Source organism: Dactylosporangium vinaceum, assembly GCF_019904175.1.
Classification (GTDB): domain Bacteria; phylum Actinomycetota; class Actinomycetes; order Mycobacteriales; family Micromonosporaceae; genus Dactylosporangium; species Dactylosporangium vinaceum.
Genome location: NZ_CP061913.1, coordinates 5,652,028 through 5,676,207, shown reverse-complemented (window position 1 = coordinate 5,676,207; position 24,180 = coordinate 5,652,028). Strand labels below are relative to the sequence as shown.

Genomic DNA, 24,180 nt, shown 5'->3' with positions numbered 1-24,180 from the left:
TCACGCCCGGATCACGCGGTAGGCGGGGAGGGCGGCTGGCGCAAGGCGTCCGTCAGCCGCTCGTAGGCGACCTCCACGGCCCCGGGCGGGCTCGGCACCACCACGGCGGCCGGGCGTCGGCGGACGAGCTCCATCAGGTTGTCGTACATGGCGCCGAGCGCGCGCGGGCCGCCGCCGAGCTCGATGAGGCGGTGATGGTGGCGGATCCACGGGTCGTCGCTGTCGCGGGCGCGGCGGTTGAACCGCTCGATCGCCGCCGCCCGGTCGTCGAGCAGGACGACCTCGCGGAATGCTGCCCCGTGCTCGTGCGCGAGCTGCTCGAGCTGCGCGACCTCGCCGGTCGTGGCGAGATACTGGGGCAGGACGACGTCGTGGCCGCCGGTCAGGTGGGTCGCCGCCATCGCTCGGGCCAGCGACCACACGAGCGGCCACGTGTCGATCACCTCGCCCCGCCACCCGCCGACCAGGCGGTGCAGGGCGTCGATGTCGAGGTTCAGGGTGCCGGGGTGCCGATCCGTGTAGAGGGCCGACAGGGTGGACTTGCCGATCCCCGGTGGGCCGTTCAGGTGGACGAACTTCACCGCGCCAACCGTATTACCTCGGAGGGAATTGTTCCGTATCCACCGGGCGAGCAGTGTCGAGGCATGACGACGTATCCGATGTACACGACAGGCACCGCACCCGCTACCGCCGCGACGAGCGCCGCTTCGGCTACTTCTCCACCGTCACGACCCTGGGCACGGCGCAGGACATCACGCTGCAGGAGCTGCGGATCGAGTGCTTCTTCCCGGCCGACGCCGAGACGCGGGGCAACGCGCGGGCGCTGTAGCTGCGGGCGATCCCCCCGAGGATGCGCAACCGGCGGCGCGGCGGGGCGGGGTGGGTGAGAATCCAGGTATGTCATTGAGCCGTTACGAACTGCGCGCCTCCGTCGCCGTGTCCGACATCCGGCGGGCTGTCGAGTTCTACGAGGGCCGCCTGGGCCTGCCGGTGCTGCGGTCGGGCCCGAGCGCGCGCATCGCCGACGGCGGCCGCGTCTACGGCTCCGGCGGCGGCCCGGCGCTGAACGTCTACCAGTCGACCACCGCCGGGCAGACGACGGCAACGCTTGCGACATGGTACGTCCAAGACCTCGACCGGCTCGTCGACGAGCTGGCCGCGGCCGGGGTCGAGTGCGTGCGCTACGACGGGCTGGTGCACGACGCCCGGGGCATCACCGCCCGCGCCGGCGGCGGCCGGATCGCCTGGATCCAGGACCCGGACGGCAACACCTTCGCCCTCGAGTCCGACGACTGAGTCGCCCGGAGTGGCAGTGCGGGAGCCGGTGCGCACGCGTACTGCCGGCCACGGGCGCCCCGGTGGCGGAGGCGGACCGGGCCGGCAGCACCCGCTCGCTACTTGACCGGCACCACCTGGGCCGGGCGCTGGACGGTGACCGGGAGCCCGTAGTCGGACAGCTCCACCGTGCGGGCCAGCTGCCCCTGGTCGAGGCGGCCCTTCGCGGTCGACGACCACGCCCCGGCGACCACGATCCGGGCGATGCGGCCGTCGGCGTTGAGCGAGACGTCGCCGTCGAGCACCGACTTCGACTGGCCGTCATCGGTGGTGATGCGGTAGTGCAGGGTGCCGTCCGGGTTCTGCGTGATCGCGGCGCCGGCCGCGCGCAGGGCCTTGAACAGCTCGGTCGGGTCGGCGCTGCCGGGCCCGTAGGTGGCGTCGCCGGTCAGCCCGAACGAGAGCCGGTCGTAGGTGCCGGGGTACTGCCCGTATCGGCTGTACGCCTCGTGGTTGCCCGTGACCTGCACGCCGGCCCGCGGTTCGGTCCCGATGTACCGGGTGCCGGCGATGAGCAGCTCGACGAGCGTCCCGGCCTCGTTGTCGCTGTGGAGGTAGCCGGTGCGGGTCTTCGGGTCGAAGGCGCCCGCGTAGACCACGGGGCCGTCGGTGAGCGTGAACCTGTAGCTGATGTCGTCGCTGGCCGCGGCCGCGTTGGCCAGGCGCACCGACGGCTGCTCCATCGCCACCGGCGGGGCCGCCGGCTGCGAGCGCGGCTGCTGGCCCTGCAGCTGCACGCCCACGGCCAGGCCGGCGACGAGCAGCCCGGCCAGGCCGGCGGCGCCGAGGCGCGTGGTGAGCACCCGGCGGCGGTGGTTGCGCCCGGCCCGGGCCAGCACGTCGGACTCGAGCGCGAGCCCCGTCGCGTGCTCCTGCATCCCGATGGTGAGCTGGTCTTCCAGATTCATCGTGCGGCTCCGTTCACGAACAGGTCCCAATCGGCGGTGATCTCACGCAGCCGGGCGAGGCCGCGCGAGGCGTGCGACTTGACGGAGCCGACACTGCAGCCGAGGACGCGGGCGGCCTCGGCCTCGGTGTGCTGCTCCCAGTACCGCAGCACCAACACGGCCCGCTGCCGCGGGGGCAACTTGGCGAGTGCGGTTATCAGCACCTGCCGCAGGGCCACCACGTCGGAGGTGTCGGGCCGGGCCGGCGGTTCGACCTCGGCGAGGACCTCGGGCCGGCTGCGGCGGCGCCGCCAGTCGTCGATGGCGAGGTGGTACATGGTGCGGCGCAGATAGCCCTCGCGGTCGTCGCGCACCCGGCCCCACGACCGCATCAGCCGCTCGAGCGCGGCCTGCACCAGGTCCTCACCCGCCGCCCGGCTCCCGGTGAGCAGGACCGCGGTCCCGAGCAGCGCGCTGCCCCGTTCGGCGACGAGCGCGCTGAGGCCGTCGAAGTCACGGTCTTTCCATGGCACGTGCACTCCCTTCGTCACCGGCAAGGACGAAAGGGCGCCGGAAAAGGTTGAGTGCCCGGGCTCTGCGCACCCGTCCGGCTCAACCCAGCAGGATGAGCACGCCGACGCCGACGAGGACGGCCGGCAGCACGAGGTGACCCCAGCGCTCGAGGGCCCGGGCGACCGGCGGGCGGGTGGCGAGGTAGCGGCCGGCGGCGACCCAGACGGCGACCAGGGCCAGGAACACGGCGACGTAGAGGCCCATGGTGGCCGGGCCCGCGGTGGCGAGGACGGGGACGTAGACGCCGATGTTGTCGCCGCCGTTGGCGAACGTGACGGCGGCGACCTCCAGCACCCGGGGCCCGCCGGGGCCGGGCCGCTCGTCCGGCTCCGGCGCGGGCGGCGGCCGACCGCGGTCGCGCCACAGCTGGACGGCGGCGCGGACCCCGAGCGCCAGCGGCACCAGGCCGAGGAGGGGGATGACCCGCGCGGGCAGGAGCGTCGCCCCTGACGCGGCGGCCACGGCCACGGCGACGATTGCGGCGAAGCCGAGGTACTGCCCGGCGGCGATCCGGCGCGTCACACCGCGCCGCCCGGCACCCTGGGCGAAGAACAGCGCGAGCACGACGAGGTCGTCGACGTTCGTCACGGCGAACAGTCCGGCCGCCGGCCCGACCATGCCCAGGCTCACCGGCAGCACCCTACCCGGTGGAGCGCGGCCGGCCCCCTGCGCGCGCTCGGCGACGGGGCCGGCCGGTGTGGCTCAGGACAGGAAGCTCCCGTACGGCCCGGCCAGGATGGCGTTCTTCTGGGCCTGGCTGAAGTGCGTGTCCGGGTAGCCGTAGAACGAGGCGGACATGGGGGTGCCGTCCGTCGACGTCGCGTCCGGCAGGCCGAAGCCGTGGCCGAGCTCGTGGACCATGCCGCCGTACCAGCGGTTCATCGCGCCGTTGAGGCCCGCACCGCCGTCGGCGTCGTGACCGCTGAGGATCACCCAGCCGGGTCCGCCGCCGCCGCCGGACTTGCCGGCCTCCTCGGCGCTGATCTCGCCGACGCACAGCCAGCGGCCGTCCTGGCCGCTGATGCCGAATCGGCGCATCAGCTCGGCCTGCATGTTCTCCACCACGCACCAGTAGTGGTCGCTGCCGCCGCAGTTCGTGGTGATGTACCACTGCTTATCGTGCTCGCCGTTGACCACCTCCACGACCGTGCTGTTGAGCGTGAAGGTCTTGCCGAGCTCCTGCTTGTAGTACCGCTGCGCCTCGCGCATGACGCCCGCGATGCCGTCCGGATAGCGCTTGTCGAACGCCACGTCGGTGGGCTTGAGCCAGAACACCCGCACGGTCTTGAGCGCCGGCCCGGTGCCGCCGCCGGTCGGGGTCGGCGACACCGACGGCGACGGCGAGGCCGGCCGGGTCGGCGAGGAGCCGGTGGTGGGTGCTGTCGTGCCGCCGGTGCAGGCGACGTTGTTGAGCGTGAACGCGGTCGGCACCGGGTTGGTGGCGGTCCACGACCCGTTGAACCCGAACGACGCGCTGCCGTTCGTGGCCAGCGCGCCGTTGTACGACACGTTCGTCGCCGACACCGCCGGCCCGCGCTGCGTGACGGTGGCGTTCCACGCCTGGGCGACCGTCTGGCCGTTGGCGTAGCTCCAGGTCAGGGTCCAGGCCGTGATCGGGTCACCGAGGTTCGTGATCGCCACGGTGGCGCCGAAGCCGCCCTGCCACTGCGAGCTGATCGTGTACGTCACCCGGCAGCCGGCGGTGGCGGCACTGGCCATCGAGGCGACGCTCGCCCCGGCGGCGGCGAGCCCGACGGCGGCGGTGACGGCCACGAGGCTGCGAAACTGTTGACGGCGCAACGCAACCCTCCTTCCATCCAAGTACTCCGATAAGGCATCAGTCACTGTGTCGACCGAAAACCTTTTCGGCAAGGTGGCGGTGGCAATCCGAAACACCGGGAGCGCGCGCCCCGAAAGTTTCACGCACAGAGCGCGGCGTCGACCGCATCGACCACGTCGGTGACCATCCGCTCCGACGTCGGCAGCCCGGTCACGGCGACCACCGCGCTGCGCCCGTCGGTCGTGACGAGATTGCGCGTCTCGTACCCCTGGATGTCCCCGCCGTGCCCCCAGCCGTACCCGCCGCAGGACAGCGCGTGCCGGGCGACACCGAGCCCGTACTCCCAGCCGGGCGTCGGCTCGAACCCGGGCGCCGGCACGGTGGTGAGCATCGCCTGCTGCTGCGCGGGCCGGAGCAGCCGCCCGCCGATCAGCGCCTCGAAGAACACGCGCAGGTCCGACGGCGTCGAGACGAGCTGCCCGGCCGACCAGCCGAGCGACGGGTCCATCTGCGTGACATCGATCCACGGCGCGCCCGGTCCGACCGCGACATACCCTTGCGCGTGGGTACCGCGCAGACGCTGCTCCCCCACGCCCGGCCAGTAGGTGTCACGCAGCCTGAGCGGGTCGATGACGCGCCGGGTGATCTCCTCACCGATGGGCCGGGACGTGACCCGCTCGGCGATGAGCCCGGCGAGCACGTAGTTGGTGTTGCTGTACTCCCACCGCGCCCCGGGCGGGAACGACGGCGCCTTCGTCATGGCCGCGTCGACGAGCCGGCGCGGGTCGAAGTACGTGTGCGCGAGCCCGGCCAGATCCTCGGGCTTCGTGAAGAGCACGTCGTCGTAGTCGGGCAGCCCGCTCGTCTGCTGCAGCAGCTGCCGCACGGTGATCCTCGACCCGTCGTTGCCGTTGCCGCGCACGATCCCCGGCAGGTAGTGCTCGACGGTCTGGTCCAGGTCGACCTTCCCCTCGCCGGCGAGCTGCAGGACGACGACGGCGGTGAACGTCTTGGTGTTGCTGCCGATGCGCACCTGCCCGTTCGTCGGCACCGCCCGCCGCGTCCGCAGGTCCCGCACTCCCGCCGTGTAGTCGCGCACCGCGCCCGCGGTACCCCGCACCGACGCCAGCGCGCCCGGAAACCCGTCCTCGGCAACGAGCCGGTCGAGCGCCTTGAGCCGCTCATCGGCGAACGCCTGCGGCGCGGACAGCACGGCGGCGGCGGTCACGACGGCCGCCCCGGCGGCGATGGCGGAACGCTTCAGCTTCTTCGTCATACCGGCAACGCTATGGCCCCGATCGGCCCCGATCGATCCAGCGCACTACCCGCCCGCGGTAGCGCAGGCTGTACCCCTCCGCCGCGCCCTCACTCGTCGGCGGCCGCGAACAGCTCCTCGTCGCCGGGGAGGAAGCAGCCGTAGTCCTGCAGCGGCGCCGACCTGTCGACCAGGACCTTGCTTACCGCACCGGCCGGCGACAGGCCGTCCGCCCGGCCGGTCACCCGATCGCCGGGAAGGTGGCCCAGCCCGCCGCTCATGCGCTCGAGCACCGTAGCGCCGGCCGCCACCTCGGGGTCGGCCGACGCCAGCGAACCGTACCGGCCGACCAGGGCGAAGACCGCGTCGTAGACATCGGCCACGGCCGCCACGGCGTCGCCCTCGGTGCGGTCCGGCTCACCGGCCAGATAGGCCCGGCGTGCCGCGGCCATGAACCGGTCGGGGTCCATCACGACAACGTCCTCGCGGGTGACGAGGCTGATGACCATGCCGGCCCTGACCTGCGGGACGGGCTTCTCGGCCGCTCCGGGCTCCTCAACGGTCATGCCCGAGAGCATAGGCCGGTCCGCCACGCATTGGCGCCACTCGATCCCGGTGACCGGCCGCGGTGAGCCGGCTCGTGCGCCGGATAGCCGACGAGTCGCAGCGCATGAGCCTTCTGGTGGACGACCTGCTGCTGCTCGCCCGGCTGGACGAGCGCCGACCCTTGGCCGCGGGGCCGGTCGACCTGCTCGCGCTCGCGATCGACGCGGTCGAGGATGCGCGCCGTCGAGCCCCGGCGCACACGGTGGGCCTGGAGCTCGCCGGGCCGGGCCCGTTCGTGGTGCGCGGCGACGAGCCCTGCCTGCGTCAGGTCCTGGCCAATCTGACGACCAACGCGGTCACCCACACCCCGCCGGGCTGCGCCGTCACCGTGCGCCTGAGTGGCGACCCGCAGACGGCCGTCATCGAGGTCGTCGACACGGGGCCGGGCCTGGCCGCCGGGCCGGCCGCCCGCGTCTTCGAGCGGTTCTACCGCGCCGATGCGCCGCGCACCCACACCGGTCGCGGCCCGACGAGCACCGGTCTCGGCCTCGCGATCGCGGAGGCCGTCGTCACCGCCCACCACGGGCGCATCGAGGCGATCGACACGCCGGGCGGGGGCGCCACGTTCCGGGTCGAGCTGCCGGGGCACGCGGCGGATTTGTCGTTTGCGACGGACCGTCATGACGTCGACGACACGTAGTCGCATCCGGAGGGTGGAGCGCCACGTCATGGAGGTCGACGGCGACGGCGATCAGGCCGCGCTGCACGCGGGCGTGCGGGCCGAGCACTGGGTCGCGCCCGAGCGCATCGGGCCCGACCCGGCCGCGGGGGCGCTGCGCTGGAGCGGTACTTGCGCCAATCGGTTTGGAATGCAAACCTGTTGGTATGACTTCCGATGCGGTGCCCGTCGGCGGTGATCCCCGCCGGCTGCTGGCCGATGTGCACAACCTGACCCGCCAGGTCCGGATCGCCCAGCGCGTGACCTGGCTACCCCTGCTGATCCTGGGGCTTGTGACATTTGGCGCGATTCCGGTGTACCTCCTCAGCCACCCGATTCTCAGCGACTGCCGGGCGATCCCGAACGGCGAGGTCTGCCGGGCCTTCTACATCGCCCCGTCCATCTACTGGTGGACCGCGCTCACGGTGGCCTACATCGTCATCGCCGCCGGCTTCCTGCGCGTCGCCCGCCGCCGCGGCCTGGGCCCGCGGGTGCGCCCGTACGTCTTCGCCGGCCTCGCCCTCGTGGCCCTCTCCGCCGCCATCACGGCGGTGTTCGTCGTCGCGAACCCGCTGCCGTATCCGGGCACCCCGTCCCGGTCGGCCGAGCTCCTGCTGCGCACGCTCGACCCGACGGGCATCATCGGCCTGGCGCTGCTGGTGCTGGCCTGGCTGGAGCGCCGCGTCACGCTGCTGCTGTTCGCCACCATCTACCTGGTGGTCGTGCTGGTGCCGGTCAACTTCGGCTGGGGCGCGGGCTGGCACGGTGACACGCAGTTCGTCCCGCAGCTGGTCATCAACGGCACCGTGCTGCTGCTGGGCAGCGCGGGCTTCGCGTATGCCCACCGCCGGGGGTTGTCGCGGTGACCGCCGAGGACCTGCACCCCGTCAACGGCCTGGACGACGTGGTCCACCAGCGCGTCCGCCTGGGCGTACTCACCATCGCCCACGAGGCCGGCCGGGTCGAGTTCGGCTTCCTGCGCACCCAGCTCGACCTGACCGCCGGCAACCTCTCCCAGCACGTCACGGTCCTGGAGACGGCGGGCCTGGTCGAGGTCGAGAAGGGCTACGAGGGCAAGCGCGGCCGCACCTGGATCACGCTCACCCCCGCCGGCCACGCCGCCCTGGCCGCCGAGATCGACCGCCTCAAGCGGCTCATCGCCCGCCTGGAGCCCCCGGCCGCCGAGGCCCGCTGACCCCGGCCCGGCCGCGCTCAGGCCGGCGCCGCGGTGACGAATCGCCGACTGCTCAGGCGCCGGCCAGCCGGAGCCGCTCGGCCGCCTGCGCCCGCAGCGCGTCACCGCACACGGGCGGCCGGCCGTGCAGCACCTCCCACCGGGCGTTGTGGGCCGCCGGCCAGACACTGGCCGCCCACGCCACCTCGACCTCCGCCGCGGTGAACGCCCGCCCGCGTGAGTCCTGGTAGGCCGCGAGGAACGCCGCGGAGCTGCCGACCGGCGGCAGCGTCGGCGGCCCGGACGACCTGGCGAACGCCGCGCTGGCAGCACCGGCCAGCGCCGCTTCGGGCTGCCAGGCCAGGCTGTCCCAGTCGTGGATCGTCCGGGGCCGCCCGCGGTACCACCGAAGATTCTGCGCCTCGAAGTCGGCATGGCCGAGGACGCACGGCGAGCCGTCGCGCAGGAGCCGGGTGCGGGCCCGAGCCGCCGGGCCGGTGATGTGGGCCGGGACGGCGCTCTGGTCGAGGGCGTCCAGGAAGGGGATCGCGGGCCAGAGGCCGGGGCCGGGGTGGTCCCAGCGTACCCACCGGGGACTGGGGCGGGGCGGCGCAGTGTCCACAGTGGCCAGCTCGCGCATGAGCCGGGCGAACACCCGCGCGTAGCGCACGCCCACGCCCGGCGAATCCCCGCCGAGCACCTGGCCACCGGGCCGGTACTCCTCGGCGTGCACCGCGAGCGCGCCGACCCGCACGGCCGCCGTGAGCGGCCGCGGGCAGGGGAAGGCCCGGGCGGCCAGCTGCGCCTGGGCGGCAACACAGGCCGCGGCCCGCCCGTTGTCGTCGTCGCGCGCCTTGACCACGACCTCGGCGCCGTCGGACAGCCGGAGCCCGAACACGGCCGACGTCTGCACCACCTCGAACAGCACCGCGACCGGTTCGGCACCGAGCCGTTCGCGGCACCATCCCACAAGCCAGCCCGGAGCCACCTGACCACCCTGCCACGCGCCGTCCGTCAGATATCGGCATGGTGCGAATCGAGCCGGGCTGGCATCTGGTCGCCGACCGCCGGGCCTTCACCCATCACGGCATCTACGTCGGCCGCGGGTCGGTCATCCACTTCACCGGCCAGCCGAACAACAAGCGCGGCGCGGCGATCCGGCGGACCTCGCTCGCCGACTTCGTCGCCGGCAGCCCGCTCTACGTGCGCAGCTACGACGCCGACGAGGTCGACCTGAACAGCCCCGGCGAGGCCTGCGCCACCGCCGAGCGGCTGTTGCAGCTGTCGAACTCGGGCAAGCACGCGAAGTACCACCTGCTGAACAACAACTGCGAGCACCTCGCAACGTTCTGCAAGATCGGCACCGCGGAGAGCGCCCAGGTCCGCGACGCCACCGGCCTCGCCGTGAGCCTGCCTCTCATCGCCATGGCCGCCAACCCGGTCGCCGGCGCCCTGGGGTGGCTCCTCGGCCGCCGCGCCAACCGCCCGCCGTGGCAGGACGAACGCCTCATCGACTACCACGCCGGTTGAGTCGGGTGGCGGAGCCGCCTGCGCAGCACGCGTCGAGCTCTGCCACTCAGGACGCCAGTGGGTCGGTGGTTGCGGGTGCCAGGCGGATGCCCGTCAGCACGTGCAGGAGCGCGTCGCGGGGCAGGCCCGAGGCGGCCGCCTCGATCACGAAGGTGTGCTCGCCGATCACCGCCGTCGCGCCGTCGCGGTCGTTCTGGACCGGGACGCCGGCGTAGGTGGTGTTCGGGTGGAAGTCGCCCGCCGAGACCTCGGACAGGTAGAAGTAGCCGCCCGACGGTGCCTGCAACGACAGGCCCGCGAAGCCGGAGCGCCCGGCCCACGTCAGGCCGCAGCCGGCGGTCTTCGTCCCGGGCGGGGCCCAGGTCAGCCGGACGCCCAGGGTGCAGGTCAGGACGCGGTCGAGGGCCAGCCGGGCGGCGGCCTCCGCGACCGCATCGGGCGGGGAGGACACCTTCGGGTTCTTCGCCAGCTCCACGGCCGCGGCGGCCCACAGACCGGCGCGCGGCTGCCAGACGCGCACCGCCCAGCCGTTGACGACGTCCTGGGTCTGCCACGTCGCACCGGCCCCCAGGCGCGGTTCGAGGGCCGCGTCGAGCTCCGCCACGGAGCCGCCGACCGCCAGCAGGTATCCGTCGACGCCGGGCGGCGAGGTCTTCGAGCGCACGACGCGCAGCGACTCGGTCCCGGGAGCGGCGCTGTAGGTGAGCAGCAGCGTCTCCGGGTCGTCCGTGTCCAGGTGCAGCTGGAGCCCGTCGCCCGGCCGGCCGCCGTCGGCGAGCGGGCGGCGGCCCTCGGCGGCGGGCGGGCGCAGCAGCGGCGACGCCGACGGCGTCGGTGCGGCGCCCGTCGCCGAGGTCCCGGGGGTGGCCGAGGGCGGGAGCCCGGGAAGCGGTGCCGGGGTGCGGTGCGGGACGAGTGCGGCCCCGGCGATAACCCCCAGCACCGCAACCGCGGCGCCCAGGGTCAGGTGCCGGTTGCGGCGGTGCCTGGCGTCGTCCAGGTCCTCGTAGTAGCGCAGCACGACAGTGGCCCGCTGCCGCGGCGGCAGGTCCGCGATCAGCTGCCAGGCGGCCTCCCGCTCCGCGGTCTGCGTGCCGATGTCGGTGCCGGTCGGGCGGTCGGCGAACCGGTCCGTCGCGATCTCGGAAGACGAGCGGCGGCGCAGCCAGGAGATGTGCCGGTTGACGAGCATCCGCCGCACGTACACGTCGATGTCGTCGGCCCGGCTGACCCGGTCCCAGCGCACGTACGCCCGCCCGAGCACCTCCTGCACCAGGTCCTCGGCCAGGTGCCGGTCCCGCACCAGCAGCCGGGCCAGGCGCACCAGGCGCTCGCCGCGCAGCCGGACGTTCCCGCGGATATGGCGGCGACCGCCCGGCCGCCCGGTGGACGCCCGGCGGCACAGACGGCTGACCCGCCCGGCGGCCGGAGCCATCGGGCGGGTCGGGAAAGCGGACGGTCAGTTGGCCGTCTGGTCGTCGATCGTGGCCCCACCCGCGCGCTGCTGGATCGACGCGATGGTGTCCATCGCCGATGCCTTGCGGGTGTACGTCTCGCTCGTCGCCACCGTCTGGCCGTTGCTCGCGACCATGTTGAACCGGTACTGGCCGTTGCTGGCCTTCTTCAACACGAACTTCATCGCCGTCTCCCTTCAATGCTTCTTCGGGGGTACCCGCAATCGACGACGGTAATCGCCCGTCAGCCGGATTCCGGCGCCGGCAGCCCGGCCTCCCACCGCTCGCGGCGCTGGACGAGGCTCTGCTCCCACCACGGCGTGCCCCGTTCGCCGAGCGCGACCTTCGCCGCCTGCACCCGCGCCCGCGCCGCCGCCGGGTCCTGCCCCGCCCGCAGCGCCGCCCCGACGTCGCGCCGCGCCGCCATGAGCACCTTGCGCAGCACCTTCGCCACGTCCTCGGGGATGGCCGGGTCGGTCGCCCGCCACCGCCGCCCGTCGATGACGACGAAGCGCCCGTCCTCGGTCGTCTCCACGGCCGCTACGGCTGCTTCGTGTGGGTGCTCGTGGCGACGGACGGCTCCGTGCCGTCACACGTGACGGTCATGTCGATCGTCTCGGCGCCGCGGGTGAACGCGGCAGTGGCGGCGGTGGCCGGGCCGGGGTTGACCCAGTCGACCCGCCACGGCACTGTCGCCTGGTACGAGGTGATCCTGGCCTGGCCGGCGGCCGTGCACCCGGCCTCGATGCGGCCGGCGGCCGACGTGAAGGTCTGGGGCCGGCCCGGCGTCGGCGGCGGCGGCCCGCTCGGTGCCGGGGGTGCCCCGGTGGCCGCCGACGTCGTGGTGGCAGTGGTGGCGGCGGCCGCGGTGCCGGTGCCGGTGTCGGCGGCGGCGGACTCGGACGGTGGGCGGCGGCTCGCGGCGGCCGCGGTACCGGTGGCCGCCCCGCCCGCCGGCCCCGCGCCCGGCTGCGCGCTCGACCCGGGCGCCGGGCCGCCCGCGGCGGACGGTGAGGTGCCGGCGATGGCGGCCGGTGCCCGCCCGCCCGGCTCCGGCACCAGTGACCAGGCGACGAGCGCGCCCCCGGCCACGACGGCCACGGCCACGAGCGCGTAGACGCGGCGACGGCGGTCCCCGGCGGCCGGGGGCGGGGAACCGGCGCCGGCCGCAGATGAACCATCGCCGGCCGCAGACGAGTCGGCGACGGCCGCAGACGAGTCGGCGACGGCCGCAGACGAGTCGGCGACAGCCAGGGGCGAGTCAGCCCTGGGCAGGGGCGAGTCGGCGACGGCCGAAGACGAGTCGGCGACGGCCAGGGGCGCGTCGGCTCCGGGCGGGCGGACCAGGATGGTGGACGGTCCGCCGTCGGCGGCCGGCGGCGCGGCCTCGTAGGCCGGTTCGTCGGCGACGGTGCGGATACCGGCCGCGGCCGCCAGGGCCGTTGCGACAGCGACAGCGGACGGGCGCTCGGCCGGCGACTTCGCCAGGCAGCGCAGGCACAGGTCGGCGATCTCCGGCGGCAGGCCGGGCAGCTCGGGCAGCGGGGCGGGCGGGGTGCACAGGTGCGCCTCCAGCAGGTCCGCCGGGATCGAGGCGGGCCAGGGCAGGCGGCCGGTGAGCAGGCGGTACAGGACCACGCCGAGGGAGTACACATCAGATGCGGGTGTGACCGGATCGTCGGTCAACCGCTCCGGGGCCAGGTATTCGGGCGTGCCGAGCAGCTCGTCGCCCGACTCGCCGGCGCCCGCGGGGGCCGAGATGCCGAAGTCGACGACCTTCGCACCGGTCGGGCCGAGGAGCACGTTCGCGGGCTTGACGTCGCGGTGGACGAGCCCGATCGCGTGCGCGGCGGCCAGGCCCGCGGCGACCTCGGCGCCGATGCGGAACACCCGCTGCGGCGGCAGCGGCGAGCCCGCCGGGCGCTCCAGGGTCAGGCCGGGCACGAGCTCCATCACCACGTAGGGCGTGCGCTGCCCGTCTTCGACAGTCTCGCCGAAGTCGTAGACCTGGGCGATGTTCGGATGCGCGAGGGCGGCGGCGGCCCGGGCCTCGATGCGGATCCGCTGCCGGGATTCGGCGTCGGTGGCGTGGCGCCCGGACAGGAGCTTCACCGCCACGTCGCGGCCAAGCACCGGGTCATGGGCGCGCCAGACCGTCGACATGCCGCCGACGCCCAGCACGTCATCGAGGTGGTACCGGCCACCCAGCGTCCGCCCCCGCCCATGCCCCTGCACGGTGGATCACCTTCCCCATTGATCAGCTCCTACGCATCAACCTTCGGTCACGGTTGCAGTACAACATGAAATCACGCACGCAACCTTCCCGTAATGATCCGTTCTTAAGCTGGTCGCCCATGGACGAGATGCACGAGCCGGCGTTCGCGCCACAGGCCCGGGCCCGCCTCGCTGAGCTGGGCGAACGGGTGCAGGCGGCGGTCGCCGGGCTGGGTGCGGGCGCGAGCTGGTTCGCGGCCGCCGTCGACCAGCACGCGGCCGAGGTGCGCGAGGCGATAGCCGACCGGTCCGGGCGGATGCCTGTGGTCCGGCTCGCCGCGTACGCCGACGGGGTCCTCGACACCGCCGAGCGGCGGGGCTGGCGCCTCGAGCCGGGGACGGCGCCGTCGTGGCCGCTGCTGCGCCTGTCCGCCGTGTCCTCGCTGACCGCGACGGCCGTCTGAACACGACGGTGCCGCCCCGGGAGCCCGGAGCGGCACTGTCGCGGTCGATCAGATGAGGCGGTGACGCTCCTCTTCGCTCGGCGCGGCCCGGTCGATGCGCGCCTGCTCCGTGCTGGTGTCGAGGAGCTCGTCGTCGCGCTCCTGCGCGGCCCGGTAGCCCGGGTCGTTCTGGGGAGCCCGGTACGCCGAGTCCTCCGACGGCGCGGTCCGCTCGTACGTGCCCTGCGGCGCGGTGTTGTCGTACGCGCCCGGCACGGTCCGCTCGTAGGTGCCCTGCGGCGCCGTGCTGTCGTACGCACCGGACTCGGTGTGCTCGTAGGAGTCGCGGGTCTGCTCGGCGCCCGCGGTGTAGCCGCGCTCGTAGTCCTCGGTGCTCGTCGCGTCCCACTGCAGCTGGTAGTGCTGGTACAGCTCCTGCACCTGGTCACCGGTCAGCGGCTCGTCGGCCGAGTAGTCGACGTTGGGCGCCGCCTTGACGGTCGCCTTGTCGAACGCGATCTGCAGCCCGTCCTCGCGGGGGCTGGCCCCGTTGAGCGGCACCAGCGTGTGGTGCATGCCCAGGAGCCCGGTGTTGACGCTCGCCCACGCCGGCTGGCCGGCGCTGTCCGCGAAGATCTGGCCGACGGTGCCGACCTTGGCGCCTTCCCGGTCGTACACGTCCTGGCCCTGCAGTGCCGCAATGTTGGGGGAGTTGGCAGTCACGGGGGAGTTCCTTCCCTGTCTTGTCCGTCTCTCCGTACATCACAGGGGTACCCAGTCGGCCGCGACCTACTCCCCCGGAGGCCGCACGAACCTCAACCGCACCGGCCGCCCCGCCCGGGCACCCGGGCCGCGACGATCCCGCACCCGCGCGGCGGCGGTCGCGCCGTAAAGGTCAGCTCGGTCCCGGACCGGCCGATGGGCTGAGAGCATCTGGTGGCGATCGGCGATGGGGTGGCGACATGGCGTGGGGACGGGGTTCGAAAGCGGCGGCCGACACCGGGTACTCGCCGCGGGACGGTGAGCAGCTCGCCGCCGTGACCGCCGAGCGGGATGCGCTGCGGGCGGAGGTGACGTCGCTGCGGGCCAACGAGTCGGCCGCGCTGGAGCGCTTCCAGCTGATGACCGACGCGGCCGGGATCGGGCTGTGGGACATGGACGTCGTGGCCGAGGACCCGGTGAACCCGAACAACACGTTCAACTGGTCGCAGGACTTCCGGCGGATGCTCGGCTTCACCGACGAGCGGGACTTCCCCAACATCCTGTCCAGCTGGGCCTCGCGCCTGCACGCCGACGACGTCGACCGGGTGGTCACCGCGTTCATGAACCACCTCAACGACCGGACCGGGCGCATCCCGTACAACATCGAGTATCGCCTCGCGCTGAAGGACGGCAGCTACCGCTGGTTCCGGGCCACCGGCGCGACCAAGCGCGACCACACCGGCAAGCCGCTGCGGGTGGCCGGCGCCCTGTTCGACATCGACAACGAGAAGACGCTCATGGCCACCGCCGAGCACCAGCTGGCCCAGCTGTCGGGCTCGGCGGCGAAGCTCGCCCAGGTCAGCCAGGAGCTCAGCCAGGCGGTCACGGCGGCCGCCGCGCGGGCGGACGAGGCGGCGGCGACGATCGGCAAGCTCGACGCGAGCAGCATCGAGATCGGCAACGTCGGCAACCTCATCACCAGCATCGCCGCCCAGACCAACCTGCTCGCCCTCAACGCGACGATCGAGGCGGCCCGCGCGGGCAGCGCCGGCAAGGGCTTCGCCGTCGTCGCCGGCGAGGTCAAGGAGCTCTCCACCGAGACGGGTCAGGCCACCGAGCAGATCGGCGTGCAGATCAAGCAGATCCGCACCCAGACCGGCGAGGCGGTGAAGAGCATCCAGCAGATCAACGCCACCATGGACCGGCTGCGCTCGACCCAGGAGGCCGTCGACTCGCTGGTGCGGGAGCAGAGCATCTCGGTGCCGCACCGCCGCTAGCGCCGCGCCCGCACGAACCTCGGCGATCGTGCCGCCCGCCCGGGCGGTGGCGCGGTGCCGGCGGCGGTCCGTGGCTGGCTATCCTGCGTGCATGGGTGCGACGACGCTTGAGAGCTTTGCCGCGCTTGCGGCTCGGGACCACGGGCTGGTGGTCGTTTCGACGCTGCGCGGTGGCGGGACCGTGCAGGCGTCGGTGGTGAATGCGGGGGTCCTCGCGCATCCGCTGACCGGGGTACCGGTCGTCGGGTTCGTCACCTACGGCCGGGTGAAGCTCGGCAACCTCCGGGACCGGCCGCAGGCGACGGTCACGGCTCGGGCCGGCTGGGAGTGGGCGACCGTCGAGGGCTCGGTGACGCTCATCGGGCCGGACGACCCGGCCGACGGGGTGGACGCTGAGCGGCTCCGGCTGCTGCTGCGCGAGGTGTTCACCGCGGCCGGTGGAGCGCATGACGACTGGGACGAGTACGACCGGGTGATGGTGGAGCAGCGGCGGACCGCCGTGCTGGTCGAGCCCGCGCGGGTCTACAGCAACTAGGACGCCTTGTTCGGGATGACAGTGCCGTTGTCGAAGCGGTTGTTGGCCCACACGCCGCCCGGTGCGGCCGGGTCCCAGTCGCCGACCGGGCCGTAGATCGCGCAGCTCACGCTGCCGGTGCCCTTCTGGAAGACGTTGTTGTCGAAGACGATGCGGGCGGTCTGGCCCGAGTAGGGCTTGCCCTTGGTCGAGCCGCCGTACGCGCAGTATGCGGCGGTCGGGGTGGCCATGAAGAGGTTGCCGCGGATGGTGTTGTCGCGGATCGGGCCGAAGTCGCCGTAGCCGGTCAGCGAGCCGGAGCAGGAGCCCTCCGGGTCGGGCTGGATCGGGGCGTCGCACACGATCGAGCTGTGGGTGACGGTGGTGCGCTCGCCCATCCGGACGGCCGAGGCGTGCCAGTCGTCCTTGATCCTCTGGCCGTGGACCCAGGAGTCGGCGATGGTGCAGTTGGAGGCGCAGTACACGCCCCGGTTGCCGCCGAGCACCTCGACCCGCCGCAGGGTGAAGTTGGACTCGCCGACGCCGGTGGTCTGGCGGATGCCGTCGGGCGAGGCGTTGATGACCGAGTCCGTGATCGTGAAGGCCACGCCCGCGCCGTTGACGGTACCGTCGACCCGGCTCTTCTCGATCGTGACGTTCGCCGCCCGGATCTCCAGGTCGCAGGTGACCTGCTTCGCGCTGATCACGGTCCCGGCCTTGGTGATCGAGCACGGCCCGGTGTACCTGGTCAGCGTCACCCCGGCCGGCACGCCCGTGTTGTCCGGGCCCGGGAAGCACCCGCCGGCCGGGTCGCGCCCGCCGGGAACGTTGGCCTTCGTGCCGCAGACCGCCGCCGGGCTCGCGCTCGCCGAGGCCGCCCCCATACCCGCCCGCCCGCCGGGGTCAGCCGGAGCCGGGCCGGGCGCGGCGACGGAGCCCGAGGAGCCGGCCGACTGGTCGGCGGCCGCCGGGCGGGCCGCCGGGCCGGGCCGGAACGCGAAGTACCCGCCGGCCACCACCACGATCAGGGCGAGCGCGCCGAATGCCAGCTTCCACCGCATCGCCCGAGCCTACGTCCTACGGCAGCGGCACCGTGACCCATCGATCGCCGTCACCGGTCAGGTACGCCTTTCCGCCCGACTGCGCCACCATCACCCCACGGCCGGCGCTGAAGACGGGCGTGTCGGGACCCGGCGGGATCGGCAGCGCGGTGAAGGTGGCGCCCCCGTCGCGCGACACCCATCCCCCACTCAGCAGTGCGCCGTCGGCGGTGCCGGTGAGCGGCACCGCATCGATCACGGCCGCCGGCAGGTTGGTCGCCGTGTCCTGCCAGCCGCGCCCGCCGTCGGTGGTGTACCGGATGTGCGGCGGCTTGCCGTCGTCGGTCAGGTAGAGGAGCCAGGCGTGGTCGGCGTCGGCCGCGAAGACCCCCTCCGCCCCGTGCATCTCCGGGGTCGGCTCGACGTGCCAGTTCGCCCCGCGGTCGGTGCTCCAGGCGAGCGCCTGCCCACTGTTGAGCACGGCCCAGAGGACGCCGCCGGCGGCCGTGTAGCCGGTGATGGCGAGCCCGCCCGGCCGCGCCGTCAGGCGGTAGACGGTGCCCGCGGACGGGTCGATCGCGAAGATGTCGTTGCCGTGGCCGAAGCACTGGTTCGCGCCGCAGTCGACAACCGTGGCGGTGGCCGGCAGGGCGGTGACGTCGCGGGCCGTCTCGGCGAGCGGCCGCCAGGTCCGGCCGCCGTCGACGCTCAGGTCCTGGTGGCGCTGGAACGTGCCGCCGGGCTGCTCGTCCTCGCGGGTCAGCAGGAACGTGTGCTCGTCCAGGGGCAGGATCTCGATCGGGCCGGACCGCGGACCGGTGCAGGTGGCCGGCGGCGGGGTGTACTGCCAGTCGCTCCAGGTGCGGCCGCCGTCGGTGGTCACCGCCAGCGCCGAGTCACACTCGCGGTAGGACACGGCGACGACTGTGCTGGTGGACAGCGCGAGCACGCGGCTCACCCGGGGCGCGTCGGCGGTCGGGGGCACCTCGGGGATGACCTGGCCGCCCCGCGGTGCGAGAGGCAGCGCGATCGCGGCCAGCACGACGATGACGAACACACCGGCGATCAGCGCCTGCCGGCGCCGCCGGCGCAGCCGGGCCTCGGCGTAGAGCTCGTCGAACGCCGGTGGGCGCACGGCGGTCGCGACCACGGCCGCCCGGAACGGGTACTCCTCAGGCACTGTGGCTCCCCTCGGTCGTCAGCGGGCGTACGTCGTCGAGCAGCGCGGCCAGGGCGCGCCGGCCCCGGGACAGCCGCGACTTGACGGTCCCCAGGGACACGCCGAGCACGTCGGCGACCTCGTCGACGGGCAGGTCGACGAGGTAGTGCAGGGCGATGGCGTGCCGCTGCGGCACCGGCAGCCGCTTCAGCGCCGCCATGAGCGCCAGGTGCTCCGGCGAGTGGTCGGGCACGACCGGCGGCGGCCCGGCCCGGCGCAGCAGCCCGTCGAGGAAGATCCGGCGGCGGTGGCGGCTGCGGCTCACGTTGATCGCGACCCGGCACAGCCACGCCTCGGGGTTGTCGAGACGCTCGAAGCGCCGCCCCGCCTGGATCCCGCGGACGAACGCCTCCTGCACCGCCTCCTGCGCCTCGCCGAGGTCGCCGGTGACGGCGTACAACTGCACGACGAGCCGTTGGAACGCCGCCCCGTAGAGCTGTTCGATCACGCCTGCCCTCCCCTGTCACCCCTTCCACTCCCGGGGCCGGGCAAAGGTTCCCTCAGATCCGGACGAGGCCGCCGGGGCCGGTGCCTTCCGGCCGCCGGGTCAGCGGGCGGCGCGCAGGTGCTCGGCGGCGGCCTGCTCCAGGTGGGTGAGGTCCGAGGAGATGGAGGCGAACGTGAATCCCTCGGCCAGCCGGCCCGCGGCATCGGTACCGCCGGAGGTGTGGATGCCGACGGCGACCCCGGCGGCGGCCGCGGCCGCGCGGATGCGGGTCAGCGCGGCCGCGAAGACGTCCGCGACGGCCGGGTCGCCGGGGTAGGCGCCGCCGACCGCGAGGCACAGGTCCGACGGCCCCACGTACACGCCGGTGAGCCCCGGCACCGCGCAGATCGCCTCGACGTTCGCCAGCCCGGCCGGCGTCTCGATCATCACGAAGCACTCGACGGCGGCGTCGGCCGCGGCCGGGACCGGCCCGATCCGCAGCCCCGAGCGCATCGGGCCGTAGGAGCGAAAGCCGTGTGGGGGGTACTTCGAGGACGCGACGGCCCGCACCGTGTCCTCGACGGTGTCCACGAGCGGCACGATCACGCCCACGGCCCCGGCATCCAGGGCCCGCCCGATCTCCAGGGGCGTGTTCGCGCCGACCCGGACGTACCCTTTGGACAGGCCGGCGGCGTCGATCGCCATGAGGCCCCGGACCATCCCGTCGTAGCCGATGAGGCCGTGCTGGAGGTCGAGGCAGACGTAGTCGTAGCCGAGCCGGGCGATCCGCTCGGTCGAGACCGGCGAGTCGAGGGCAACCCAGTACCCGATTGCGGACATGCGGTGCTCCTAGCGGTTGCGCGGGCACGGGACCGCTCCGAACCTGCCCCAACCCGGCGGCGACGTCAAGGACGCCCGCCGCCGCTAGACCGCCAGGGCGGCGCGCAGGATGCGTTCGAAGTCGGGGCGGGCGGAGAGGAACGGGAAGTGGTCGGCGCCGGGCAGCTCGACGAGCGTCGCTTTCGGCGCCCCGGCGGCCAGGCGGCGGGCCCACAGGCGGGTGCCGGCGAGGTCGTGGCCGCCGACGATGACGTCCATCGGAGCTGTCACCTCGGCGAAGCGGGCGGTGACCGGCGGGTCGAGGTCGGCGCCCAGGGACTCGGGCAGCTCGATCCAGTGTGCGTTGGCGATCTGCAGCGCCTCCATCTTGCGCCGGTCCGCCGGGGCCAGGGCCGGGCCCCACATGGCGATGTCGGCGGCGGCGTAGGCGGCGATGCCCTCGGACTCCAGCAGCGGCACGATCCGGGCGAAGTGCGCGTGCAGCTCGGCCCGGGCGGCCGCCTCCTGCGGCGTCGGGTCGGGGAACTCGCCGAAGACGGCGCCGGCCGCGACCACGTGGGCCACCCGCTGCGGGTGGGCGCAGGCGAACGCGACGGCGCGGCGGGCGCCGTCGGAGACCCCGGCCACGACCGCCCGCTCGATGCCGGCGGCGTCGAGGACGGCGGCGATGTCGTCGACCTCGCGGTAGGGCGCCGTCGCGCGGGAGGACAGGCCCATGTCGCGGAAGTCGAGCGTGGTGACCCGGGCAATAGGCGCGAGCCACTCGACGGTCGAGTCCCACATGCGGGAGTCGGCCGCGCCCGCGTGGAGCAGGACCACGTCGGGGCCGGTGCCGGTGGTGCGGCTGTAGAGGTAGCCGCCGGGGACGTCGATGAATCGCTCGGTCACTCCGCGATGGTAGATCGGCGGCGGTAGCGCAGCTCCTCGACCGGCTCGCCGTCGAAGTCCTCGGTCCGGGTGGTGCCGTCGGGGTGCCAGCCGCCGGCCTCGTAGAAGCGGCGGGCCGCCTCGTTGGTGGCCGGGCGGGCTCTCACGCCAGGGCCTCGGCGGTGCGCCCGACGTGGCGGCGGAGCAGTTCGGCGGCTCCGGGGGCGTCGCGGGCCAGGGTGGCGGCCTCGATCTCGCGGTGCTCGACGCGGTGGTCGCGGCCCGGGGTGCGCCGGGCGGACCAGCGGCGGGCCAGCTCGCTGTCGAGCCACAGCCGGTCGAACGTGGCCAGCAGGACGTCGTTGCCGCAGCCCTCCAGCAGCGTGCGGTGGAAGCGGCGGTGGGCCTCGGCCCATTCGTCGCTGTAGTGGGCGTCGCCCTCGCGCTCGTACGGCGGCGTCCCGGCCAGGCGGTGGTGCGCGGCCCGGACGCGGCTCTCCCACTCCAGATCGCCGCGCTCGATGGCCAGCACCAGCACGGCCGGCTCGATCGTGGCCCGGGCCTCGGCGATGCGCTGCCAGCGCTGCGCTCCCGTCGCCGGCACCGCGAACCCCCGGTTGGGCAGCCGCTCGGCCAGCCCCTCCCCGACCAGGCGCAGCAGCGCCTCCCGCGCCACCGCCAGGCTGACGCCGTGCTCGTTGGCCAGCTCCTGCGGCTTGAGCGCGGCCTGGGGCGCGAACCGCCCGTGCAGGATGGCCGTGCGCAGCGACGCGTACATGCGCTCGGAGGGCTGTGTCACGGTCCTCACACTACCGCAAATAATCGATTATATGTACTGTGATCGACTATGACGACTGGCAACGATCCCTTCGCCCGCATCCCCGAGGTCCCGGCCTTCACCCTGACCAGCGCGACTGTCGCGCCCGGCGGCACGCTCCCCGGCGACAACGTGTCTCCCGAGCTCAGCTGGGGCGGCGCGCCGGCCGGGACCCGCAGCTACGCGGTCACCGTGTATGACCCCGACGCCCCGACCGGCTCCGGCTTCTGGCACTGGGCCGTCGCCAACCTGCCGGCCACGACGACCACGCTGCCCGCCGGCGCCGGGATCGCCCCGCCGGCGGTGCAGCTGCCGAACGACGCCCGGCTGCCGCAGTACGTGGGCGCCGCCCCGCCGGAGGGCCACGGCGAGCACCGCTACTTCATCACCGTGCACGCGCTCGACGTGGAGGACATCGGCGTGGCACCGGACGCGACACCGGCGATGCTGGGCTTCCTGATGCTCGGCCACACCCTGGCCCGCGCGACGCTTGTCGCGACCGCGTCCGGCTGACCCGCACCCCGGCTCGCCGCCGGCCCGTTTGCAGTGGCCGCCGGTCGTGCTCGCGGCGGGCGACCCCGGCGCCCTGCGCGGGCTAGGGCTCGTGTCTCACCGGTTGACGTAGGCGACCAGGCCGCCGAGGTCCTCGCTGGCGATGAAGACCGAGCGCACGTGCAGGATGGCCTCCTCGACGTGCTCCGGGCAGCCCCACGCCGAGTCGCCCCACGAGTCGGCGATCTTCAGCTCGGCCGCGGCGGTGCAGCCGTCGGCGCCGCCGAGCTGGCAGTGCTCGGGGCGGGGGCGGGCCGCCAGGGCCGCGGCGGCGGTGCGGACGCGGGCCGCGAGCTCGGCCGCGGCGGCCGCGCGGCGGTCGGCCTCGGCGCGCTCGATGGCCAGCGCTGCGGTACCCGCGAAGACCCGGGCCAGGGCGAGGTCGGACTCCTGCGGCACCCGCGGCGCGCGGTGGTACATCGCGAACGTGCCGAGCAGGCCGCCGTCCCGGCCGAGGATCGGGGTGGACCAGCAGGCGGCCAGCCCGGCCCGGCCCGCGAGGTCGCGGAAGTCGGCCCAGAGCGGGTCCGCGGCGATGTCGCTGACGATCACGGGCTCGCGCCGGTGGGCGGCGGTGCCGCAGGAGCCGACCCCGTCACCGGTGGCGATGCCGTCGATGGCCTCGTTGTAGAAGGCGGGCAGGCTCGGCGCGGCGCCGTGGTGCAGGTGCCGGCCGTCGGCGTCGGCCAGCAGGACGGAGACGAGCACCTCCTCCGGGGCGAGCTGCTCGATGCAGCGGGCCATGCCGTCGAGCACCTCGGCCAGCGGCGCCTGCCGGGCGATCTGCTCCAGTAGGGCGCGGTGCTCGGCCATCAGCCACTGGGCCTGCCGGACCTGGGTCGTGTCGACCCCGATCACCCGCACGCCCGTGACGGCGCCCCCGGCATCGCGGCGCGGCTCGCAGGTGAAGTCGAAGGACAGCTCACCGATCCGGACGTCGTGGGCGGTGCGGGGCTCGCCGGTGCGGTACACCTCGTCGAGCTCGCTTTGCAGTGTCGCCGGGGCGGCACCGATGGTGGCGGCGAACGCCGGGTTCGCCTCCTCGACCGCGTGCTCCGGCCCGCGCAGCGCGGCGAACACCGCGACCGACGGCCCGAAGAGCGCCCGCATGTCCTCGTCCGCAGTCTGCGGTGCCCCCGTCATAGCGAGGATGATCGCACCCGTCGGCGTCCGCGGCCACCGGTGGACCGGTCAGCGGGCCGGGGCGTGCTTCGCCAGCCACTTGCCGGGCGGGCGGATCGGCGTGAGGTCGACGGGGTGGTTGCGGTCCTCGGCGGAGACGGTGTGCAGCGCGACGAACGCCAGGATCACGACGGTGACCGAGGCCAGCAGCGTGATCGGCAGTTCGAGGCTGATCGGGGTCACGCCGTGGACCGAGTCGGGCCAGTGGCCGTCCAGGTCGACCCGGACGGCGGCCATCGCGGTGTAGTGCATGGCGCACACCGCGAACGCCATCACGCCGCCGGCGACGAACACCTGGCCGCGGCCGCGGACCACCACCGACAGCCACAGCGCCACGATCGCCGCGACGATCGCCACCAGGACGGAGGCCAGCACCAGGTTGGCCTGGTACGTGAGGGTGCCGGCGACACGGACGGCGGCCATGCCGGTGTAGTGCATGGCCGAGACGCCGAGGCCGGTGAACACGCCCCCGGAGATGAGGCGCACCGGTGTCGGACGGCCGGTGCCGGCGACGAACAGGCCCACGAACACCACGACGCCGGCGATCAGCACGCTCACCGCGGTCAGGCCGACGTCGTACCGCACCGGCGAGGCGGGGACGTCGAAGCCCAGCATCGCCATGAAGTGCATGATCCAGATGCCGCCGCCGAGGGACATCGAGGCAAGCGTGAGCCAGCGTTTCCGGTGCGCCGAGCCGGCCGCCCGGCCACGCGCGGCGCAGCTCAGCGCCAGCCCACTGCCGAGGAACGCCAGCCCGAAGGCGAACGCCGGGTTCAGCGCGCCGTGGGAGAAATGATCGACCGTCGCCATTGCGCCATTGCAGCAACCACGGCC

Annotated in this window: 31 protein-coding genes and 1 pseudogene; 10 read left to right on the top strand and 22 right to left on the bottom strand. The window is 74.0% G+C overall.

Going from position 1 to position 24,180, the window contains the following annotated elements; genetic code table 11:
* Positions 1-11: 11 nt before the first annotated feature.
* Entirely contained in the window at positions 12-581 is a 570-nt protein-coding gene (locus tag Dvina_RS25445) for an AAA family ATPase (RefSeq protein WP_223104965.1), read from the bottom strand.
* Between the two features lie 53 nt (positions 582-634).
* On the opposite strand from Dvina_RS25445, the gene Dvina_RS25440 reads away from it, so the two are divergent.
* Positions 635-829: a hypothetical protein gene (locus Dvina_RS25440; RefSeq protein ID WP_223104964.1), complete on the top strand. Its 195-nt coding sequence runs from the start codon at positions 635-637 to the stop codon at positions 827-829.
* A 68-nt stretch (positions 830-897) separates the two neighbouring features.
* Positions 898-1,296 carry a VOC family protein gene (locus tag Dvina_RS25435; protein ID WP_223104963.1) on the top strand — a complete coding sequence of 133 codons (399 nt, stop codon included), beginning with the start codon at positions 898-900 and terminating at the stop codon, positions 1,294-1,296.
* A gap of 98 nt (positions 1,297-1,394) precedes the next feature.
* Here Dvina_RS25435 and Dvina_RS25430 read toward each other — a convergent pair whose 3' ends face one another.
* From Dvina_RS25430 to Dvina_RS25405, 6 genes are all read right to left on the bottom strand, one after another.
* On the bottom strand, positions 1,395-2,243 hold the full coding sequence (locus tag Dvina_RS25430; protein ID WP_223104962.1) for a hypothetical protein: 849 nt from the start codon (positions 2,241-2,243) through the stop codon (positions 1,395-1,397).
* Positions 2,240-2,755 (bottom strand): SigE family RNA polymerase sigma factor, encoded by a 516-nt coding sequence (locus tag Dvina_RS25425; protein WP_223104961.1) that lies wholly within the window; start codon positions 2,753-2,755, stop codon positions 2,240-2,242. The genes Dvina_RS25430 and Dvina_RS25425 overlap by 4 nt, the downstream gene beginning before the upstream one ends.
* A gap of 79 nt (positions 2,756-2,834) precedes the next feature.
* Complete coding sequence (locus Dvina_RS25420) at positions 2,835-3,425, bottom strand: cadmium resistance transporter (RefSeq protein WP_246656439.1); 591 nt, start codon at positions 3,423-3,425, stop codon at positions 2,835-2,837.
* 72 nt (positions 3,426-3,497) lie between these two features.
* On the bottom strand, positions 3,498-4,595 hold the full coding sequence (locus Dvina_RS25415) for a cellulose-binding domain-containing protein (protein ID WP_246656438.1): 1,098 nt from the start codon (positions 4,593-4,595) through the stop codon (positions 3,498-3,500).
* 119 nt (positions 4,596-4,714) lie between these two features.
* On the bottom strand, positions 4,715-5,851 hold the full coding sequence (locus tag Dvina_RS25410; protein ID WP_223104960.1) for a serine hydrolase domain-containing protein: 1,137 nt from the start codon (positions 5,849-5,851) through the stop codon (positions 4,715-4,717).
* Positions 5,852-5,940: 89 nt separating this feature from the next.
* Positions 5,941-6,396 (bottom strand): hypothetical protein, encoded by a 456-nt coding sequence (locus Dvina_RS25405; RefSeq protein ID WP_223104959.1) that lies wholly within the window; start codon positions 6,394-6,396, stop codon positions 5,941-5,943.
* 53 nt (positions 6,397-6,449) lie between these two features.
* Between Dvina_RS25405 and Dvina_RS25400 the strand changes: the two are divergent.
* The 3 genes and pseudogenes from Dvina_RS25400 to Dvina_RS25390 form a co-directional block, all read left to right on the top strand.
* Positions 6,450-7,076 (top strand): annotated as a pseudogene (locus Dvina_RS25400) (sensor histidine kinase); the annotation flags it as partial.
* A 185-nt stretch (positions 7,077-7,261) separates the two neighbouring features.
* Positions 7,262-7,960, top strand: a complete 699-nt coding sequence (locus Dvina_RS25395; protein WP_223104957.1) for a hypothetical protein — start codon at positions 7,262-7,264, stop codon at positions 7,958-7,960.
* On the top strand, positions 7,957-8,289 hold the full coding sequence (locus Dvina_RS25390; RefSeq protein ID WP_223104956.1) for a winged helix-turn-helix domain-containing protein: 333 nt from the start codon (positions 7,957-7,959) through the stop codon (positions 8,287-8,289). Before Dvina_RS25395 ends, Dvina_RS25390 begins: the two co-directional genes overlap by 4 nt.
* 52 nt (positions 8,290-8,341) lie before the next feature.
* Here the strand turns inward: Dvina_RS25390 and Dvina_RS25385 are convergent, their stop codons facing one another.
* On the bottom strand, positions 8,342-9,256 hold the full coding sequence (locus Dvina_RS25385) for a hypothetical protein (protein WP_223104955.1): 915 nt from the start codon (positions 9,254-9,256) through the stop codon (positions 8,342-8,344).
* 38 nt (positions 9,257-9,294) lie between these two features.
* Here Dvina_RS25385 and Dvina_RS25380 point away from each other — a divergent pair, with 38 nt between their 5' ends.
* On the top strand, positions 9,295-9,798 hold the full coding sequence (locus Dvina_RS25380) for a lecithin retinol acyltransferase family protein (protein WP_223104954.1): 504 nt from the start codon (positions 9,295-9,297) through the stop codon (positions 9,796-9,798).
* A 46-nt stretch (positions 9,799-9,844) separates the two neighbouring features.
* On the opposite strand, the gene Dvina_RS25375 is transcribed toward Dvina_RS25380, so the two are convergent.
* Genes Dvina_RS25375 through Dvina_RS25360 form a run of 4 tightly spaced genes read right to left on the bottom strand, consistent with a single transcriptional unit; the run spans position 9,845 to position 13,487 of the window.
* The gene (locus Dvina_RS25375; protein WP_223104953.1) at positions 9,845-11,233 is read right to left on the bottom strand and encodes a SigE family RNA polymerase sigma factor; all 1,389 of its coding nucleotides are present in this window, start codon (positions 11,231-11,233) and stop codon (positions 9,845-9,847) included.
* Positions 11,234-11,257: 24 nt separating this feature from the next.
* Positions 11,258-11,437 carry a YegP family protein gene (locus tag Dvina_RS25370; protein WP_223104952.1) on the bottom strand — a complete coding sequence of 60 codons (180 nt, stop codon included), beginning with the start codon at positions 11,435-11,437 and terminating at the stop codon, positions 11,258-11,260.
* Positions 11,438-11,496: 59 nt separating this feature from the next.
* Positions 11,497-11,787: a hypothetical protein gene (locus Dvina_RS25365; RefSeq protein WP_223104951.1), complete on the bottom strand. Its 291-nt coding sequence runs from the start codon at positions 11,785-11,787 to the stop codon at positions 11,497-11,499.
* 5 nt (positions 11,788-11,792) lie between these two features.
* The gene (locus tag Dvina_RS25360; protein WP_223104950.1) at positions 11,793-13,487 is read right to left on the bottom strand and encodes a serine/threonine-protein kinase; all 1,695 of its coding nucleotides are present in this window, start codon (positions 13,485-13,487) and stop codon (positions 11,793-11,795) included.
* A gap of 119 nt (positions 13,488-13,606) precedes the next feature.
* Between Dvina_RS25360 and Dvina_RS25355 the strand changes: the two genes are divergently transcribed.
* A complete protein-coding gene (locus Dvina_RS25355) occupies positions 13,607-13,930 on the top strand; it encodes a DUF6401 family natural product biosynthesis protein (protein ID WP_223104949.1) in 324 nt (107 codons plus the stop codon).
* 48 nt (positions 13,931-13,978) lie between these two features.
* On the opposite strand, the gene Dvina_RS25350 is transcribed toward Dvina_RS25355, so the two are convergent.
* Entirely contained in the window at positions 13,979-14,632 is a 654-nt protein-coding gene (locus Dvina_RS25350; RefSeq protein WP_223104948.1) for a PRC-barrel domain-containing protein, read from the bottom strand.
* Between the two features lie 239 nt (positions 14,633-14,871).
* Between Dvina_RS25350 and Dvina_RS25345 the strand changes: the two genes are divergently transcribed.
* Positions 14,872-15,888: a methyl-accepting chemotaxis protein gene (locus Dvina_RS25345; protein WP_223104947.1), complete on the top strand. Its 1,017-nt coding sequence runs from the start codon at positions 14,872-14,874 to the stop codon at positions 15,886-15,888.
* Between the two features lie 91 nt (positions 15,889-15,979).
* The gene (locus Dvina_RS25340) at positions 15,980-16,423 is read left to right on the top strand and encodes a TIGR03618 family F420-dependent PPOX class oxidoreductase (protein ID WP_223104946.1); all 444 of its coding nucleotides are present in this window, start codon (positions 15,980-15,982) and stop codon (positions 16,421-16,423) included.
* Here Dvina_RS25340 and Dvina_RS25335 read toward each other — a convergent pair.
* From Dvina_RS25335 to Dvina_RS25305, 7 genes are all read right to left on the bottom strand, one after another.
* Positions 16,420-17,463, bottom strand: coding sequence for a right-handed parallel beta-helix repeat-containing protein (locus Dvina_RS25335; protein WP_223104945.1), 1,044 nt, complete (start codon positions 17,461-17,463; stop codon positions 16,420-16,422). The two genes, Dvina_RS25340 and Dvina_RS25335, sit on opposite strands and share 4 nt — an antisense overlap.
* A 16-nt stretch (positions 17,464-17,479) precedes the next feature.
* Positions 17,480-18,622: a sialidase family protein gene (locus Dvina_RS25330; RefSeq protein ID WP_223104944.1), complete on the bottom strand. Its 1,143-nt coding sequence runs from the start codon at positions 18,620-18,622 to the stop codon at positions 17,480-17,482.
* Positions 18,615-19,109, bottom strand: a complete 495-nt coding sequence (locus tag Dvina_RS25325; RefSeq protein ID WP_223104943.1) for a SigE family RNA polymerase sigma factor — start codon at positions 19,107-19,109, stop codon at positions 18,615-18,617. Before Dvina_RS25325 ends, Dvina_RS25330 begins: the two co-directional genes overlap by 8 nt.
* A gap of 99 nt (positions 19,110-19,208) precedes the next feature.
* A complete protein-coding gene (locus Dvina_RS25320; RefSeq protein ID WP_223104942.1) occupies positions 19,209-19,928 on the bottom strand; it encodes an HpcH/HpaI aldolase family protein in 720 nt (239 codons plus the stop codon).
* A gap of 84 nt (positions 19,929-20,012) precedes the next feature.
* Complete coding sequence (locus Dvina_RS25315; protein ID WP_223104941.1) at positions 20,013-20,816, bottom strand: alpha/beta fold hydrolase; 804 nt, start codon at positions 20,814-20,816, stop codon at positions 20,013-20,015.
* Positions 20,813-20,962, bottom strand: a complete 150-nt coding sequence (locus Dvina_RS25310) for a hypothetical protein (protein WP_223104940.1) — start codon at positions 20,960-20,962, stop codon at positions 20,813-20,815. The genes Dvina_RS25315 and Dvina_RS25310 overlap by 4 nt, the downstream gene beginning before the upstream one ends.
* Positions 20,959-21,594 carry a GntR family transcriptional regulator gene (locus Dvina_RS25305; protein WP_246656437.1) on the bottom strand — a complete coding sequence of 212 codons (636 nt, stop codon included), beginning with the start codon at positions 21,592-21,594 and terminating at the stop codon, positions 20,959-20,961. Before Dvina_RS25305 ends, Dvina_RS25310 begins: the two co-directional genes overlap by 4 nt.
* Positions 21,595-21,642: 48 nt before the next feature.
* Here Dvina_RS25305 and Dvina_RS25300 point away from each other — a divergent pair, with 48 nt between their 5' ends.
* On the top strand, positions 21,643-22,125 hold the full coding sequence (locus Dvina_RS25300) for a YbhB/YbcL family Raf kinase inhibitor-like protein (protein ID WP_223104939.1): 483 nt from the start codon (positions 21,643-21,645) through the stop codon (positions 22,123-22,125).
* 96 nt (positions 22,126-22,221) lie between these two features.
* On the opposite strand, the gene Dvina_RS25295 is transcribed toward Dvina_RS25300, so the two are convergent.
* Both Dvina_RS25295 and Dvina_RS25290 read right to left on the bottom strand, forming a co-directional pair.
* Complete coding sequence (locus tag Dvina_RS25295; RefSeq protein WP_223104938.1) at positions 22,222-23,307, bottom strand: GAF domain-containing protein; 1,086 nt, start codon at positions 23,305-23,307, stop codon at positions 22,222-22,224.
* Between the two features lie 48 nt (positions 23,308-23,355).
* Positions 23,356-24,156, bottom strand: a complete 801-nt coding sequence (locus Dvina_RS25290) for an MHYT domain-containing protein (RefSeq protein WP_223104937.1) — start codon at positions 24,154-24,156, stop codon at positions 23,356-23,358.
* Positions 24,157-24,180 lie beyond the last annotated feature (24 nt).

Excerpts from the sequence above, each read along its gene's own strand:
- Dvina_RS25435 (WP_223104963.1), top strand. The coding sequence starts at position 898 with ATGTCATTGAGCCGTTACGAACTGCGCGCCTCCGTCGCCGTGTCCGAC.
- Dvina_RS25430 (WP_223104962.1), bottom strand. The coding sequence starts at position 2,243 with ATGAATCTGGAAGACCAGCTCACCATCGGGATGCAGGAGCACGCGACG.
- Dvina_RS25410 (WP_223104960.1), bottom strand. The coding sequence starts at position 5,851 with ATGACGAAGAAGCTGAAGCGTTCCGCCATCGCCGCCGGGGCGGCCGTC.
- Dvina_RS25405 (WP_223104959.1), bottom strand. The coding sequence starts at position 6,396 with ATGACCGTTGAGGAGCCCGGAGCGGCCGAGAAGCCCGTCCCGCAGGTC.
- Dvina_RS25395 (WP_223104957.1), top strand. The coding sequence starts at position 7,262 with ATGACTTCCGATGCGGTGCCCGTCGGCGGTGATCCCCGCCGGCTGCTG.
- Dvina_RS25380 (WP_223104954.1), top strand. The coding sequence starts at position 9,295 with ATGGTGCGAATCGAGCCGGGCTGGCATCTGGTCGCCGACCGCCGGGCC.
- Dvina_RS25375 (WP_223104953.1), bottom strand. The coding sequence starts at position 11,233 with ATGGCTCCGGCCGCCGGGCGGGTCAGCCGTCTGTGCCGCCGGGCGTCC.
- Dvina_RS25370 (WP_223104952.1), bottom strand. The coding sequence starts at position 11,437 with ATGAAGTTCGTGTTGAAGAAGGCCAGCAACGGCCAGTACCGGTTCAAC.
- Dvina_RS25355 (WP_223104949.1), top strand. The coding sequence starts at position 13,607 with ATGGACGAGATGCACGAGCCGGCGTTCGCGCCACAGGCCCGGGCCCGC.
- Dvina_RS25345 (WP_223104947.1), top strand. The coding sequence starts at position 14,872 with ATGGCGTGGGGACGGGGTTCGAAAGCGGCGGCCGACACCGGGTACTCG.
- Dvina_RS25340 (WP_223104946.1), top strand. The coding sequence starts at position 15,980 with ATGGGTGCGACGACGCTTGAGAGCTTTGCCGCGCTTGCGGCTCGGGAC.
- Dvina_RS25335 (WP_223104945.1), bottom strand. The coding sequence starts at position 17,463 with ATGCGGTGGAAGCTGGCATTCGGCGCGCTCGCCCTGATCGTGGTGGTG.
- Dvina_RS25320 (WP_223104942.1), bottom strand. The coding sequence starts at position 19,928 with ATGTCCGCAATCGGGTACTGGGTTGCCCTCGACTCGCCGGTCTCGACC.
- Dvina_RS25300 (WP_223104939.1), top strand. The coding sequence starts at position 21,643 with ATGACGACTGGCAACGATCCCTTCGCCCGCATCCCCGAGGTCCCGGCC.
- Dvina_RS25295 (WP_223104938.1), bottom strand. The coding sequence starts at position 23,307 with ATGACGGGGGCACCGCAGACTGCGGACGAGGACATGCGGGCGCTCTTC.
- Dvina_RS25290 (WP_223104937.1), bottom strand. The coding sequence starts at position 24,156 with ATGGCGACGGTCGATCATTTCTCCCACGGCGCGCTGAACCCGGCGTTC.